The organism is Pseudomonas sp. SCT (assembly GCF_003864275.1).
Taxonomy (GTDB): domain Bacteria; phylum Pseudomonadota; class Gammaproteobacteria; order Pseudomonadales; family Pseudomonadaceae; genus Stutzerimonas; species Stutzerimonas stutzeri_AE.
Genome location: NZ_BDJA01000005.1, coordinates 221,055 through 235,755, shown reverse-complemented (window position 1 = coordinate 235,755; position 14,701 = coordinate 221,055). Strand labels below are relative to the sequence as shown.

13 protein-coding genes are annotated in these 14,701 nt (G+C 58.9%); 2 read left to right on the top strand and 11 right to left on the bottom strand.

Annotation, left to right across the window (positions count from 1 at the left end; all coding sequences use genetic code 11):
- From BHD08_RS14650 to rpsB, 10 genes are all read right to left on the bottom strand, one after another.
- Complete coding sequence (locus BHD08_RS14650) at nucleotides 1-504, bottom strand: OmpH family outer membrane protein (protein ID WP_015277590.1); 504 nt, start codon at nucleotides 502-504, stop codon at nucleotides 1-3.
- A 49-nt stretch (nucleotides 505-553) separates the two neighbouring features.
- Nucleotides 554-2,905: an outer membrane protein assembly factor BamA gene (gene bamA / locus BHD08_RS14645; RefSeq protein ID WP_125023162.1), complete on the bottom strand. Its 2,352-nt coding sequence runs from the start codon at nucleotides 2,903-2,905 to the stop codon at nucleotides 554-556.
- Between the two features lie 69 nt (nucleotides 2,906-2,974).
- Nucleotides 2,975-4,327, bottom strand: a complete 1,353-nt coding sequence (gene rseP, locus BHD08_RS14640; protein WP_015277592.1) for an RIP metalloprotease RseP — start codon at nucleotides 4,325-4,327, stop codon at nucleotides 2,975-2,977.
- A gap of 59 nt (nucleotides 4,328-4,386) precedes the next feature.
- Nucleotides 4,387-5,577 (bottom strand): 1-deoxy-D-xylulose-5-phosphate reductoisomerase, encoded by a 1,191-nt coding sequence (gene ispC, locus BHD08_RS14635; protein WP_125023314.1) that lies wholly within the window; start codon nucleotides 5,575-5,577, stop codon nucleotides 4,387-4,389.
- Nucleotides 5,574-6,389: a phosphatidate cytidylyltransferase gene (locus tag BHD08_RS14630; RefSeq protein ID WP_125023160.1), complete on the bottom strand. Its 816-nt coding sequence runs from the start codon at nucleotides 6,387-6,389 to the stop codon at nucleotides 5,574-5,576. The genes ispC and BHD08_RS14630 overlap by 4 nt, the downstream gene beginning before the upstream one ends.
- Complete coding sequence (uppS, locus tag BHD08_RS14625) at nucleotides 6,383-7,144, bottom strand: polyprenyl diphosphate synthase (RefSeq protein WP_015277595.1); 762 nt, start codon at nucleotides 7,142-7,144, stop codon at nucleotides 6,383-6,385. The genes BHD08_RS14630 and uppS overlap by 7 nt, the downstream gene beginning before the upstream one ends.
- Before the next feature lie 133 nt (nucleotides 7,145-7,277).
- On the bottom strand, nucleotides 7,278-7,835 hold the full coding sequence (frr, locus tag BHD08_RS14620; protein ID WP_015277596.1) for a ribosome recycling factor: 558 nt from the start codon (nucleotides 7,833-7,835) through the stop codon (nucleotides 7,278-7,280).
- On the bottom strand, nucleotides 7,832-8,575 hold the full coding sequence (gene pyrH / locus BHD08_RS14615) for a UMP kinase (RefSeq protein WP_014819904.1): 744 nt from the start codon (nucleotides 8,573-8,575) through the stop codon (nucleotides 7,832-7,834). Before pyrH ends, frr begins: the two co-directional genes overlap by 4 nt.
- Nucleotides 8,576-8,771: 196 nt before the next feature.
- Nucleotides 8,772-9,635 carry a translation elongation factor Ts gene (gene tsf / locus BHD08_RS14610; protein ID WP_125023158.1) on the bottom strand — a complete coding sequence of 288 codons (864 nt, stop codon included), beginning with the start codon at nucleotides 9,633-9,635 and terminating at the stop codon, nucleotides 8,772-8,774.
- Nucleotides 9,636-9,764: 129 nt separating this feature from the next.
- On the bottom strand, nucleotides 9,765-10,505 hold the full coding sequence (gene rpsB, locus BHD08_RS14605) for a 30S ribosomal protein S2 (protein ID WP_015277598.1): 741 nt from the start codon (nucleotides 10,503-10,505) through the stop codon (nucleotides 9,765-9,767).
- Nucleotides 10,506-10,792: 287 nt separating this feature from the next.
- Between rpsB and map the strand changes: the two genes are divergently transcribed.
- Together map and BHD08_RS14595 are read left to right on the top strand one after the other, a co-directional pair.
- Entirely contained in the window at nucleotides 10,793-11,575 is a 783-nt protein-coding gene (gene map, locus BHD08_RS14600; RefSeq protein ID WP_125023156.1) for a type I methionyl aminopeptidase, read from the top strand.
- A 38-nt stretch (nucleotides 11,576-11,613) separates the two neighbouring features.
- Entirely contained in the window at nucleotides 11,614-14,316 is a 2,703-nt protein-coding gene (locus BHD08_RS14595; RefSeq protein ID WP_015277600.1) for a [protein-PII] uridylyltransferase, read from the top strand.
- 52 nt (nucleotides 14,317-14,368) lie between these two features.
- Here BHD08_RS14595 and BHD08_RS14590 read toward each other — a convergent pair whose 3' ends face one another.
- Nucleotides 14,369-14,698, bottom strand: a complete 330-nt coding sequence (locus BHD08_RS14590; protein ID WP_015277601.1) for a Na+/H+ antiporter subunit G — start codon at nucleotides 14,696-14,698, stop codon at nucleotides 14,369-14,371.
- Nucleotides 14,699-14,701 lie beyond the last annotated feature (3 nt).

Sequence of the window (14,701 nt, the reverse complement as noted above, 5' to 3'; positions counted from 1 at the left end):
TCAGCGCAGCTGATTCATGCGCTCGATGACCTGGCGGGTGATGTCGAACTGAGGTTTGACATCCACCACGGCACCGCGCTCGAACACCAGATCGTAATTGCCTTTTTTGATGACTTCTTCAACAGCCTGGTCCAGCTTCGGCTTCAGCTGCTTGAGCATGTCGCGATCTGCCACAGCCTTGGATTCGTTGAGCTCCTTGGACTGGAACTGGAAGTCGCGGGCCTTTTGCTTGAACTCGAGCTCCAGACGCTCACGCTCAGCCTGCTGCATCTTGTCGCCATCCTTCATCAGACGGTCCTGAATGCGCTTGGCATCGCTTTCCAGTGTCTTGAGCTTGCTCAGCTGGGGACCGAACTTCTTCTCGGCATCGACTGCGTAGCGCTTGGCCGCGTCGGACTCGAGCAGCGCCATCTGATAGTTCATGACCGCAATTTTCATTTCAGCAAACGCGGGGGTCGCTACCAGCGCGGCAACGACGAGAAACAGTTGAGTCAACTTACGCACGGTAAACACCACTCCTGAAAGAAAACACGGCAGCATCAACGCCGCGATATTAGAACGTTTGTCCCAGCGAGAACTGGAATACCTGGGTATCGGCATCGTCGGGCTTAACCACCGGCATGGCCAGGCTGAAGCTCAGCGGGCCCATCGCGGTAATCCAGGTCAAGCCAACACCGACGGAACTGGCCATGTCGCCGAAGTCGATATCGCTGCAATTGGCCGCATCTGACGGACAATTGGTATTGAACACGTTACCAACGTCCCAGAATACGGAGGTTCGCAGAGAGCGCTGATCCTTGACGAACGGCATTGGGAAGAGCACTTCCAGCCCCCCCTGAATCAGCACGTTACCACCGAACGGCAAGGGGTCCTGATCCGGATCTGCAATAGTTCCCGGACGCGTGCCATCGCTCGGCGTGCTACGTGGTCCAAGACTGCTGTCTTCGAAACCCCGTACAGAATTGAAGCCGCCTGCGTAGTAATGTTCGTAGAACGGCAGACTTGAAGTCGAGCCGTAGGCGTCGCCGTAACCCAGGCGTGTATGCATGCGCAGGGTGTAGTCCTTGCTCATCGGCACGAACAGCTGGCCGTTGTAGTCAAGTTTGTAGAACGACAGATCACTACCCGGAATGGTGGTTTCGAAAACCAGGCTCTGAGAGTGGCCACGCGTAGCAAGCACACCGCGGTTAAGCGTCGATTCCGACCAGCCTACCGACGCTTTGAAGTTGAGGAAGCTGTCGCCCTCCTCCTCCATGAAATCGAAGATCTCATCCACGGTGTAGCGGCCGGTATCCAGATCGTCCTGCTGTACGGTCAAGCCGAAGGACAGCCGCGAGGTTTCGCTGATCGGATAGCCAATATTGATGCCACCACCCAGACTGTCCACCGAGTAACTGGAGACGTCATAGTCCAGCTCATCGTAATCAGTGGTGCGATAGAAGGCGTTATAGCCGAGACTGACACCATCTTCGGTCCAGTAGGGGTCCACAAAACCGAAGTTGTAACGCGACTGGTACTCGCTGCGGGTCAGACCTAGCGACACGCGATTGCCGGTACCGAGGAAGTTGTTCTGGCTGATGGAGCCACCAAGGATCAGACCGGCATTCTGCGCAAAACCGATGCTGGCCATGATCGAACCGGACGGCTGCTCTTCGACACTGTAGTTAACGTCGATCTGATCATCCGTGCCCGGGACCTGGGGCGTCTCAACGTTAACTTCCTTGAAGAAACCGAGACGCTCGAGGCGAGTCTTGGATTGGTCGATCAGATAGGTCGAAGCCCAACCACCTTCCATCTGGCGCATCTCGCGACGCAACACTTCGTCTTCGGTCTTGGTATTGCCGCGGAAGTTGATGCGGTTGACGTACGCACGCTTGCCCGGATCGACGACAAAGGTAATGGACACCGTATTGTCTTCGTCGTGGGCCTCTGGAACGCCATTGACGTTGGCGAAGGTATAACCTTCATTACCCAACCGCCGGGTGATCAATTCGGAAGTTGTGGTCATCACCTTACGCGAGAAGACCTGCCCTTCCTTGGCCAGTAGCAGCGCCTCGATCTCTTCCTGCGGCACCTTGAGATCGCCACTGAGCTTGACGTCGCGAACCGTATAGCGCTCGCCTTCGTCGATATTCACCGTGACATAGACATGCTTCTTGTCAGGGGTGATGGATACCTGGGTCGAGGTGATATCCATGTTGATGTAGCCGCGATCCAGATAGTAGGAACGCAGCCGCTCCAGGTCACCGGACAGCTTTTCACGAGCGTATTTGTCGTCGTTGCGGAAGAAAGAGAGCCAATTGGTCGTTTTCAACTCGAAAAGATCGACCAGGTCTTCGTCGGCAAACACAGAGTTACCAACGATGTTGACGTGCTTGATGGCCGCAACCGAGCCTTCGTTGATCTTGATCTTCAGCGCAACACGATTGCGCGGCTGGGCGACAACTTCTGTCTCGATGGTTGCCGAGTAGCGGCCCTGCGCGACGTACTGGCGTTGCAACTCGTTGCGCACGCCTTCGAGCGTGGCACGCTGAAAAATCTCACCTTCGGCCAGTCCGGACTGCTGCAGGCCTGAGAGCAGATCCTCGGTCTTGATCGCCTTGTTACCTTCGATCTCGATGCCCGAAATCGACGGCCGCTCGACTACGCTGATGACCAGCACATCGCCTTCGCGCCCAAGCTGGATATCTTGAAAGAAGCCGGTCCGAAAAAGCGCACGAGTTGCATCGACGAGACGGGTATCGTCAGCAGCTTCACCAACGTTCAAAGGCAATGCGCCGAATACGCTGCCAGCGGAAACCCGCTGCAGGCCGTTGACCCGGATATCGGAGATAGTGAAGGACTCAGCGTGAACTTCGGCAATCATCAATGCGGAAATAACCGCAGGTAGCAGCAGACGTTTCATGAAGTCCTTTCTTATTCAAACCTGATAAATGAACCGGCGATTCGGCACGGCGACACTACGGATTCGGCGTTACAGACGGCCAAGATCATTGACCAGTGCTAGCAGCATCACCCCTACCACGAGGCTGATACCGATCTGTACCCCCCATCCCTGCACCCGCTCCGACAGAGGACGTCCGCGGACCCACTCGACGAGATAGAAGAGCAGATGGCCGCCATCGAGCACCGGGATAGGCAATAGATTGAGAACCCCCAGGCTTATGCTCAGGTAGGCCAGGAAATTGAGGAAATCCCCCAGCCCCGACTGGGCAGAAGCGCCCGCCACTTTAGCAATGGTTATCGGGCCGCTCAAGTTTTTTACCGAGAGCTCACCGAAGAGCATTTTCTTCAGCGAATCGAGGGTCAGCAGGCTCATGGTCCAGGTGCGCCTGACACCCTCTGCCACTGCATCGAGAGGGCCAAACCTGACTTCGCGCAGCATCTCTGCCGGCCACTCTCCGCCGTCAACTCCTGCACCAAGATAACCGCGTCGCGCTTCCCCCTCGCCGCGAGCCGCCAACGTCAGCGGCACATCCAGGCGCTGACCGTCACGCTCAACCTGCAGTGAAACCGGCTCTCCGGGCAATACCTTGACCGCATCTATTACCTGCTGCCAATCGTCGAGCGGCCGCTGATTCAGGCTCAGCAAACGGTCACCGAGACGGATACCCGCCGCTTGCGCTGGCCCCTCGGGATCCAACTGGGCGATAACCGGCGCGATTTGCGGGCGCCAAGGCCTGATACCAAGCGAGGTGATGGGATCCGGTTCTTCAACTCCTTTCAACCAGTTCTGCAGCGGAACCTGCAGATGGCGCTCGGCAGTGCTACCCATGTCGCGAACCGTCAGATCGAGCCGACCGCTTTCGCCCAAGCGACGAACCAACTGCAGATTGACTTCGGCCCAGCCACTGACCGGCTTGCCGTTGACCGCAACGATCTCCTGATCGACGGCCAAGCCTGCCTGCGCTGCAAGACTACCGGGCTCAACAGCGCCAACAACGGGACGCACCTGCTCGCTACCAAGCATTGCCAGGAGCCAGAAGAACACCAGAGCGAGAAGAAAGTTGGCCAGCGGACCGGCCGACACGATGGCGAAGCGCTGGCGTACAGTCTTGCGGTTGAAGGCGCTATCGAGCATAGCCGCTGGTACGTCACCTTCCCGCTCGTCGAGCATCTTGACGTAGCCACCCAACGGTATGGCTGCGATGACGAACTCGGTGCCGTGCCGATCATGCCAGCGAACGAGCGGACTGCCGAAACCGACAGAGAATCGCAGCACCTTGACCCCGCAACGGCGTGCGACCCAGAAATGACCGAATTCGTGGAATGTCACCAGCACCCCAAGCGCAACAAGGGTGCCAATGATCATATAGAGCGCGCCCATACTTCCCTCCGGGATTGGGTCTGTAGACGTTTCGCTGCGAGCCTCGAGGCCGGCAGACCCTATCGCCCGTGGCGGCTCAACCAGGTTTCGGCGCCTTTGCGCGCCTGCCTGTCCGCCGCCAATACATCTTCAAGGCAGGCGGTCGGGACCGCTGCCTCACGATTCAATACGTCGTCGATGATACTCGCGATCTCGGTGAAACGAATGCGTCGATTGAGAAAGGCATCGACCGCCACCTCGTTCGCGGCATTGAGCATGGCTGGCGCCGTGCCGCTAATTTCCGCTGCTTGCCGAGCGAGTCGCAAACAAGGGAAGCGCAGATCGTCGGGCGTTTGAAAGTCCAACCTACCGACCTGCAGTAAATCGAGCGCCGATACGCCGGAATCAATCCGCTCCGGCCACGCCAATGCGTGAGCAATCGGCGTGCGCATGTCGGGATTGCCAAGCTGCGCGAGGACCGAACCGTCCACGTAATCCACCATCGAGTGGATGACGCTTTGCGGATGAATCACCACCTCGACCTGTTGCGGTCGCGCATCGAACAACCAGCAGGCCTCGATCAGCTCAAGCCCCTTGTTCATCATGCTTGCCGAGTCTACCGAGATCTTGCGACCCATCGACCAGTTGGGATGCGCACAGGCCTGCTCAGGCGTCACGTCCGCCAGGAGCTGCGGTGCGACATCACGAAATGGGCCACCGGACGCGGTCAGCAATATTCGTCGAACACCAACAGCCGCCAGCCCCTGAGCGTAGTTGGATGGCAGACATTGAAAGATAGCGTTGTGTTCGCTGTCGATCGGCAGCAGTACTGCCTTGCTATCGCGCAGCGCCTGCATGAACAGCGCGCCGGACATTACCAGCGCCTCCTTGTTTGCCAGCAGAACGCGCTTGCCGGCCTGAACAGCCGCAAGCGTCGGCTTGAGCCCGGCGGCGCCGACGATGGCAGCCATGACCACATCTGCTTCTGGATGAGCAGCCACCTCGCTCAAACCGCCCTCGCCGCTCAAAACCCGCGTCAGAACGCCATCGGAACGCAGCTGTTCCTGCAACGTCACCGCTTGCACCTCATCGCCCACAACTGCGTAGTCGGGTCGATGCTTGATGCAGAGGGAGCGCAGCTCGGCGAGCCGGCTGAAGCCGGTCAACGCGAAAACGCGATAGCGATCAGGGTGACGTGCGATGACGTCCAGCGTGCTCAGCCCAATCGATCCGGTAGCACCCAGCACAGTGATCTGCAAAGGTCGAGTCACAGCGCGCCCCAGCCGGCAAGCCACAACAGCACCGCGAATACGGGCACGGCGGCAGTCAGACTGTCTATACGATCCATGACACCACCATGCCCAGGCAGTAGCTGACTGCTGTCCTTGATGCCGGAACTGCGCTTGAACATGCTTTCCGTAAGGTCACCGATCACCGAGATCAGGACCACCACCGCAGCGCCTAACAATGCCAGAATCAATTCGCGCGGCGCCCAGCCACGATAGATGCCGACAGCAAGCGTGACCACAAGACTGGTCAGCAGCCCCCCTACCAGCCCCTCCCAGCTCTTGCCAGGACTTACCTGCGGCGCAAGCTTGCGCTTTCCGAATGCCTTGCCAGAAAAATACGCACCAATGTCGGCAACCCAAACCAGCACCATCACAGCCAGGATCAACCAGTTGCCGAGCGGCCACTGCTTGAGCACTACCAAGGCTTGCCATGCCGGCAAAAGAATCGCCAGCCCGATCAGCAAGCTGCCAACAGGACCACCCCATAAACGACTACTCTCGGGATACGTCAGCACCAGATAGGTCGCAGCAAGCCACCAGAAGATCGCCAGCGCCAACAGCCACGGCGTCAACCCGGGAAGCTGATACAGCGCGACCAGGAGCGCCACGACCAAGGCGGCATACCCCACGCGAGCCGGCTGGCTGGCGAAACCGGCTAACCGCGCCCACTCCCAGGCACCTAGCGCGACGACCAGGCCAATGAACAGCGCAAACGCAAGCCCATGCAGAAAGAAAAACCCGATAATCGCGACGGGGAGAAGGATGGCAGCCGTGATGATCCGCTGTTTCAGCATTCGACCTTGACCTCGCTTTCAACCTGCTCGCCAGTCTTGCCAAAACGCCTTTGGCGAGTGGAGAAGTCGGCGAGCGCCTTGCGCATCGCGACATGCTTGAAATCCGGCCAGTAGAGGTCGGAAAAGTACAACTCCGCATAGGCAAGCTGCCAAAGCAGGAAATTACTGATACGCCGCTCGCCGCCGGTTCGAATGCACAGATCAGGTAACGGCATGTCGCCAGTCGCCAGATAGCTCTGGAAGAGCGCCGGCGTAATTTCAGCGGGGTTCAACCGGCCGGCCTGCGCCTCGGTAGCCAGGTGTTGAGCCGCTTGAAGAATGTCCCATTGGCCGCCGTAGTTGGCCGCGACCTGGAGTACGAAGCGATGGTTGCCGGCAGTGATCTCCTCGACCTCCAGCATTGCCGCCTGGAGCTCCGGATGGAAGCGCGCACGATCGCCGATGATGCGCAGCCGGATACCATTCTCATCAAGCTTACGCGCTTCGCGCCTGAGGGCCGAAAGAAACAGCTCCATCAGCGCACCTACTTCGTCCGCTGGGCGTTGCCAGTTCTCACTGGAAAACGCGAACAGCGTCAGCACCTCGACACCGGAATCGGCACAGACCTCAATAACCGCGCGAACCGCGTCGACACCGGCCTTGTGTCCGGCCACGCCAGGCAGCAAACGCCTCTTCGCCCAGCGGTTGTTGCCATCCATGATGATCGCCACGTGACGGGGTACATTCCGCCCGGCGATCTGCCTGACCTTTTCCATGAACAACTCTACTTGCGCTAAAACACGCTGCGAACCAAAAGAAAAAGCTGCAAGCAACAGCTCGGTGGCATCCACACCACCGCGCCACGGAGGCCTCGCGAACCCGTGACGCGACAGCGTTTCGATGCCGGCCTTACACCGCCATCAGGTCGCCTTCTTTGACCTCAAGAGCCTTGTCGATCTCGGCAACATATTTATCGGTTAGCTTCTGGACGTCATCCTGGCCACGACGTTCATCGTCCTCGCTGATTTCCTTTTCCTTGACCAGGTCCTTCAGCTGCGCGATTGCATCACGACGGATGTTACGCACCGCGACGCGCGCATTTTCGGCCTCTGCGCGCGCCTGCTTGGTGTAACCCTTGCGGGTTTCCTCAGTCAGTGCCGGCATCGGTACGCGAATGGTGGTACCAGCGGTCGCCGGATTCAAACCCAGATCCGAAGTCATGATCGCTTTCTCTACCGCCTGGATCATGCTCTTGTCGAACACGGTCAGCGCCAGCGTCCGAGAGTCCTCGGCAATCACGTTGGCGACCTGGCGCAGCGGCGTGTCGGAACCGTAGTAGGACACCATCACGCTGTCGAGGATGCTGGGGTGTGCGCGACCGGTACGGATCTTGGCGAACGCATGGTCCAGCGATTCCAGGGTTTTCTTCATGCGCTCCTGCGCGTCTTGCTTGATCTCATTGATCATTCTTTCGATTCCTCGATCAGTGTTCCTTCGGCGCCACCAAGCACAATGTTGAGCAGGGCACCAGGCTTGTTCATGTTGAAGACCCGCAGCGGCATGTTGTGGTCACGACACAGGCAGATGGCCGTCAGATCCATCACGCCAAGCTTGCGATCAAGCACTTCATCGTAGGTAAGCTCGGCAAACTTCTCGGCATTGGGATCCTTGAACGGATCTGCGGTGTAGACACCGTCAACCTTGGTGGCCTTGAGCACGACATCCGCCTGGATCTCGATGGCACGCAGGCAGGCCGCCGAGTCGGTGGTGAAGAACGGATTACCCGTACCCGCCGAGAAGATGACCACTTCGCCAGTCTTCAGATGGCGCATCGCTTTGCGGCGATCATAGTGATCGGTTACACCGACCATGGAAATGGCAGACATGACAAGTGCCGGGATATTCGAGCGCTCGAGCGCATCGCGCATGGCCAGCGCATTCATCACCGTGGCCAGCATCCCCATGTGGTCGCCAGTCACGCGATCCATGCCAGCCGCCGAAAGCGCCGCGCCACGAAACAGGTTGCCACCACCGATAACCAGACCGACTTCGACCCCGATCCCCACCAGCTGGCCGACTTCCAGAGCCATGCGATCGAGGACCTTCGGGTCGATACCGAAGTCTTCGGAGCCCATCAAGGCCTCGCCGCTCAATTTGAGCAGAATGCGTTTATAGCGAGGATTGCGTGCACTCATCTGCTGAGCCATTGGCGTGTTATCTCCTGCGGCGTGCTATGACCAAGTCTGTATGACCCAGACCAAAAATATCTGCGCTTTGACAGCGCAACCCGGGGTTGGTGCCAAGCGATGACTATATCGTGACAAAAAAACAAATCCGCTGCCCAATTCGACAAAGAGGCCGCACGCGTAAGCGGGCAGCCTCTTGTCAAACCGCGAAGCGATCTTACTTCTTGGTCGCAGCTACCTGAGCAGCCACTTCGGCAGCGAAGTCGACCTCTGCCTTCTCGATACCCTCGCCTACTTCGTAGCGAACGAAGGATACGATTTCGGCGCCGGCTTTCTTGGCCAGCTCACCGACCTTGATTTCCGGGTCCTTGACGAAAGCCTGCTCAACCAGACTGGCTTCAGCCAGAAACTTGTTGATGCGGCCCTTGACCATGTTCTCGACGATGTTCTCCGGCTTGCCGGCAATCTTGTCGGCATTGAGCTGCAGGAAGATTTCCTTCTCCTTGGCAACCAGCTCTTCGGAAACGTCAACAGGGCTCAGAACAGCCGGATTGCTGGCGGCTACGTGCATGGCGATATCTTTGGCCAGCTCGGCATCGCCACCTTTCAGAGTGACCAGCACGCCGATGCGGTGGCCGTGCAGGTAAGCACCAACAACTTCGCCCTCAACTGCAGTCAGGCGACGAATATTGACGTTCTCACCACACTTGGCGACCAGCGCCTCGCGAGCGGACTCACGGGATGCGACCAGCGGAGCCACTTCAGTCAGCTTCTGCTCGAATGCTTCGTCCAGGCTATCCTTGACGAATGCTTTGAAGTCGTCCTGCAGAGCCAGGAAGTCAGTCTGCGAGTTGACTTCGATGATCAGGCCACGGCCACCCTCGACGCGAACGGCGATCGAGCCTTCGGCAGCGATGTTGCCCGACTTCTTGGCAGCCTTGATGGCGCCGGAAGCACGCATGTCGTCGATCGCTTTTTCGATGTCGCCACCGGCGGCAACCAGAGCCTTCTTGCACTCCATCATGCCCTGACCGGTACGCTCGCGCAGTTCTTTGACCAAGGCTGCAGTGATTTCTGCCATGTTGGGAATCCTCTCGATTTGGTTTCTAAACCACTCACCCATGACACGGGTGATCAATTCGCAAGAGACAAAAAAGGGGGGCCTAGCCCCCTTTTTGTTCATCGGGTGTCACGCCGCAGTGCGCCGGACTTAGCCCTGAGCCGCCTCGGAAGCAACTTCCTCGACGAACTCGTCAGCGCCACCGGCACCGTTCTGGCGACCGCGCAGAACAGCATCAGCCATGGAGCCGAGGTAGAGTTGCACGGCACGGATGGCGTCATCATTACCAGGAATGATGTAGTCAACGCCTTCCGGGCTGCTGTTGGTATCGACGATACCGATGACCGGGATACCCAGCTTGTTGGCTTCGGAGATGGCGATGCGCTCGTGATCGACGTCAACGACGAACATGGCATCTGGCAGGCCGCCCATATCCTTGATACCACCCAGGCTGCGCTCGAGCTTCTCGAGGTCGCGGGTGCGCATCAGGGCTTCTTTCTTGGTCAGCTTCTCGAAAGTACCGTCCTGGGACTGAACTTCCAGCTCACGCAGACGCTTGATGGAGGCGCGGATGGTTTTGTAGTTGGTCAGCATGCCGCCCAACCAGCGGTGATCGACATACGGCGAGTTGCAGCGAGCAGCTTCTTCGCGAACGATCTTGCCAGCGGAACGCTTGGTGCCAACGAACAGAATCTTGTTCTTGCCTGCAGCCAGCTTTTCAACGAAACGCAGCGCGTCGTTGAACATCGGCAGGGTCTTTTCCAGGTTGATGATATGGATCTTGTTGCGCGCGCCGAAAATGTACTTATCCATTTTCGGGTTCCAGTAACGGGTCTGGTGGCCGAAGTGCACACCGGCCTTCAGCATATCGCGCATAGTGACTTGAGACATGATCAGTCCTCGAATAAGTCGGGTTAGGCCTCCACGCGTCCCGATATCCAACTCTTGCGAGCACCCAGGATACCGTGTCGACACGTGTGTGGGGTTAGGCTCGACGGGTCTACCCCGCTGAGCGGCGCGTTTTATAGCATAAAGGCTACAGAGAGGCTACTGCTTTGAACTCTCCAGCGGCACGCCCGGCAGCCGACGATGCCTGACCTGCAGGCTGTGGGTGCTTTGGTTTATCATCGCGACTTTCCGTTTTTCGCCTTCGCCTGCGGGCGTAATCAGAGGTTTGCATGACAGTCACCATCAAGACGCCCGAAGATATCGAGAAGATGCGCATTGCCGGGCGTCTCGCCGCCGAGGTTCTCGAGATGATCGGCGAGCACGTCAAGCCAGGCGTCACCACCGAAGAGCTCGACCGCCTCTGCCACGAGCATATCGTCAATGCTCAGCAGGCCATTCCCGCGCCGCTGAATTACAAGGGCTTTCCCAAGTCGATCTGCACGTCGATCAACCATGTCGTCTGCCATGGCATCCCGAACGACAAGCCGCTGAAGGACGGTGACATCCTCAATATCGATATCACCGTTATCAAGGACGGCTATCACGGTGACACTAGCAAGATGTTCATGGTCGGCAAGGTGCCTGAGTGGGCTGAGCGCCTCTGCCAAGTCACTCAGGAATGCCTCTATAAAGGTATCGAACTGGTTCGCCCCGGCGCCCGTCTTGGCGATATTGGCGAGGTGATCCAGAAGCACGCAGAGAAAAATGGTTTTTCAGTAGTCCGCGAGTATTGCGGTCACGGCATCGGCAAGGTCTTTCATGAAGAGCCGCAGGTGCTGCACTACGGGCGAGCTGGCACCGGGATGGAGCTCAAGGAAGGGATGACCTTCACGATCGAGCCGATGATCAACCAGGGCCGCTCGGAGACCCGTTTGCTCGGCGATGGTTGGACCGCCATCACCAAGGACCGCAAGCTGTCGGCGCAATGGGAGCACACCATACTGGTCACCGCAGACGGCTACGAGATTTTCACCTTGCGCAGCGACGACACCATCGCCCGCACCTCTGCCTGAGAATTCCCCAGCCGCAGCACCCATGGGAGGACGTTCGCATGCCCCAGGTTGACCCGGAGCTGTTTGATCGCAGCCAGTTTCAGGCAGAACTGGCGCTGAAGGCCAGCCCCATCGCCGCGTACAAGAAGGCCATACGCCAGGCGCGGCAGGTGCTTGACGAGCGCTTCAAGGCTGGCCGGGACATCCGTCGTCTGATCCAGGACAGAGCCTGGTTCGTCGACCAGATTCTGCGATCAGCTTGGGATCGCTTCGACTGGAACAAGGGCGCCGACATCGCCCTCGTCGCGGTAGGCGGCTACGGACGGGGCGAGCTGCACCCCTATTCCGATATCGACCTGCTCATCCTGCTGGACGAGAACGACCAAGAGGTCTTCCGCAATTCGATAGAGGGGTTCCTCACCCTGCTCTGGGACATCGGATTGGAGGTTGGTCAGGCGGTGCGCTCGGTTGCCGAATGCGCCGAGGAAGCCCGCGCCGACCTCACGGTCATCACCAACCTCATGGAAAGCCGGACGATCGCCGGCCCCGAGCGCCTGCGCCAGGCGATGCTGCAGGTGACACGCACGGAGCAGATGTGGCCGAGCAAGGAATTCTTCCTCGCCAAGCGCAACGAGCAGCGCGCACGCCACGCCAAGTACAACAACACCGAATACAACCTGGAGCCCAACGTGAAGGGCTCTCCAGGCGGCCTGCGCGACATCCAGACCATTCTCTGGATTGCTCGTCGCGAGTTCGGCACCCTCAACCTGCAAGCCATGGTTGACCAGGGCTTCCTTACCGAAGGCGAGCACAGCCTGCTCACCGCGGCCCAGGAATTTCTCTGGAAGGTCCGTTATGGCCTGCACATGCTTGCCGGTCGCGCCGAAGACCGGCTGCTGTTCGACCACCAGCGCAGCCTCGCCGCGCTGCTGGGCTATGAGGACAACGATGCCAAGCTGGCCATCGAACGCTTCATGCAGAAGTACTACCGGGTCGTCATGAGCATCGCCGAACTCAGCGATCTGGTCGGCCAGCATTTCGCTGAAGTGATTCTCTGGGAAGGTGAATCAGGTCCGATCGTGCCGCTCAACAGCCGCTTTCAGGTTCGCGACGGCTACCTTGAAGTCAGCAACCCCGCCATCTTCAAGCGCACCCCCTTCGCCATTCTGGAAACCTTCGTGCTGCTGGCTCAGCATCCGGACATTCAGGGAGTGCGCTCCGACACCATTCGCCTGCTCCGCGACCATCGCTACCTGATCGATGACGTCTTCCGCCAGGATCTGCGCAACACCAGCCTGTTCATCGAGCTGTTCAAGTGCAAGGAAGGCATCCACCGCAACCTCAGGCGCATGAACCGCTACGGCATTCTTGGCCGCTACCTGCCAGAATTCGGGCATATCGTCGGGCAGATGCAGCACGATCTGTTCCATATCTATACGGTCGACGCGCACACACTCAATGTCATCAAGTATTTGCGCAAGCTGACCAAACCGGGCGTGGCCGAAAAATATCCGCTGGCCAGCAAACTGGTCGAGAAGCTGCCCAAGCCAGAGCTGATCTATATCGCCGGGCTGTACCACGATATCGCCAAAGGTCGTGGCGGCGATCATTCGGAACTTGGCGCGGTGGATGCCGAACAGTTCTGCAGCCGGCACAAGTTGCCGGCGTGGGACACCCGGCTGGTGGTCTGGCTGGTGGAAAACCATCTGGTCATGTCCACCACCGCCCAGCGCAAGGATCTGTCTGACCCGCAGGTGATCAACGATTTCGCCCAACTGGTCGGCGACGAGACGCACCTGGATTATCTCTACGTTCTGACTGTTGCGGACATCAACGCCACCAACCCGACGCTGTGGAACTCCTGGCGCGCGAGCCTGCTGCGCCAGCTCTATACCGAAACCAAGCGGGCTCTGAAACGCGGGCTGGAAAACCCACTTGGACGCGAAGAGCAGATCCGCCAGACCCAGCGTGCCGCGCTCGATGACCTGGTGCGTCACGGCACCGATCCGGACGACGCCGAACAGCTCTGGGCGCAGCTGGGCGACGACTATTTCCTGCGCCATACCGCTACCGACGTCGCCTGGCACACCGATGCGATCATCGAGCACCCGGCCAACGGCGGGCCGCTGGTTCTGATCAAGGAAACCACTCAGCGCGAATTCGAAGGCGGCACGCAGATATTCATTTACGCGCCGGACCAGCATGACTTCTTCGCCGTCACCGTGGCGGCCATGGATCAGCTCAACCTGAACATCCATGACGCACGCATTCTGACGTCGAGCAGCCAGTTCACACTCGACACCTACATCGTGCTGGATGCCGACGGCAGCCCCATCGGCAACAATCCGGAACGCATCGACGAAATCCGCAAGGGCCTGATCGCCGCACTACGCAACCCGGACGATTACCTGACCATCATCCAGCGCCGCGTTCCACGGCAGCTCAAGCACTTCGCCTTTCCGCCGCAGGTCACCATCCACAACGACACGCAGCGGCCACAGACGATTCTGGAGATCATCGCGCCGGACCGGCCCGGTCTGTTGGCACGGGTGGGCCAGTTGTTCCTCGATTTCGATCTATCGGTACAGAACGCCAAGATCGCCACCCTGGGCGAACGCGTGGAGGACGTGTTCTTCGTTACCGATGCAGACAATCAGCCGCTGTCCGACCCGCAGTTCTGCTTGCGCCTGCAACAGGCACTGATCAAGGAGCTGCAGCAAGAGAACGAGCAGCAACCCTCCCCCAGCAGCATCGTGATCTGAGCGAATCTCGCCACCTTCCTGCACGCCCGCGGCGGCAGGAGGGTCGCTCGGCTCAATCCCAGGGTTTTCCGCGGGTCTGCTCGACGGCTGGCAGTTTCTGCTGCATCGCAGCCTTGGCCAGGATATGTGCGCTGACAGGCGCGGTAAGGAAGAGAAACAGCGTGATCAGCAACTCGTGCAGACTCAGGCTGCCATTCTGGTTGCTGAAAAAGATCATCGATGCGATGACGACACCTCCTACTCCAAGCGTCGTAGCCTTGGTCGGGCCATGCAGGCGCGTGTAGAAATCCGGCAGGCGATACAAGCCGATCGCACCGACCAGAGCGAACAGGCTACCGATGATCAGGAAAACGCTTACCAGTACTTCAATCCAAAATGGCATGTC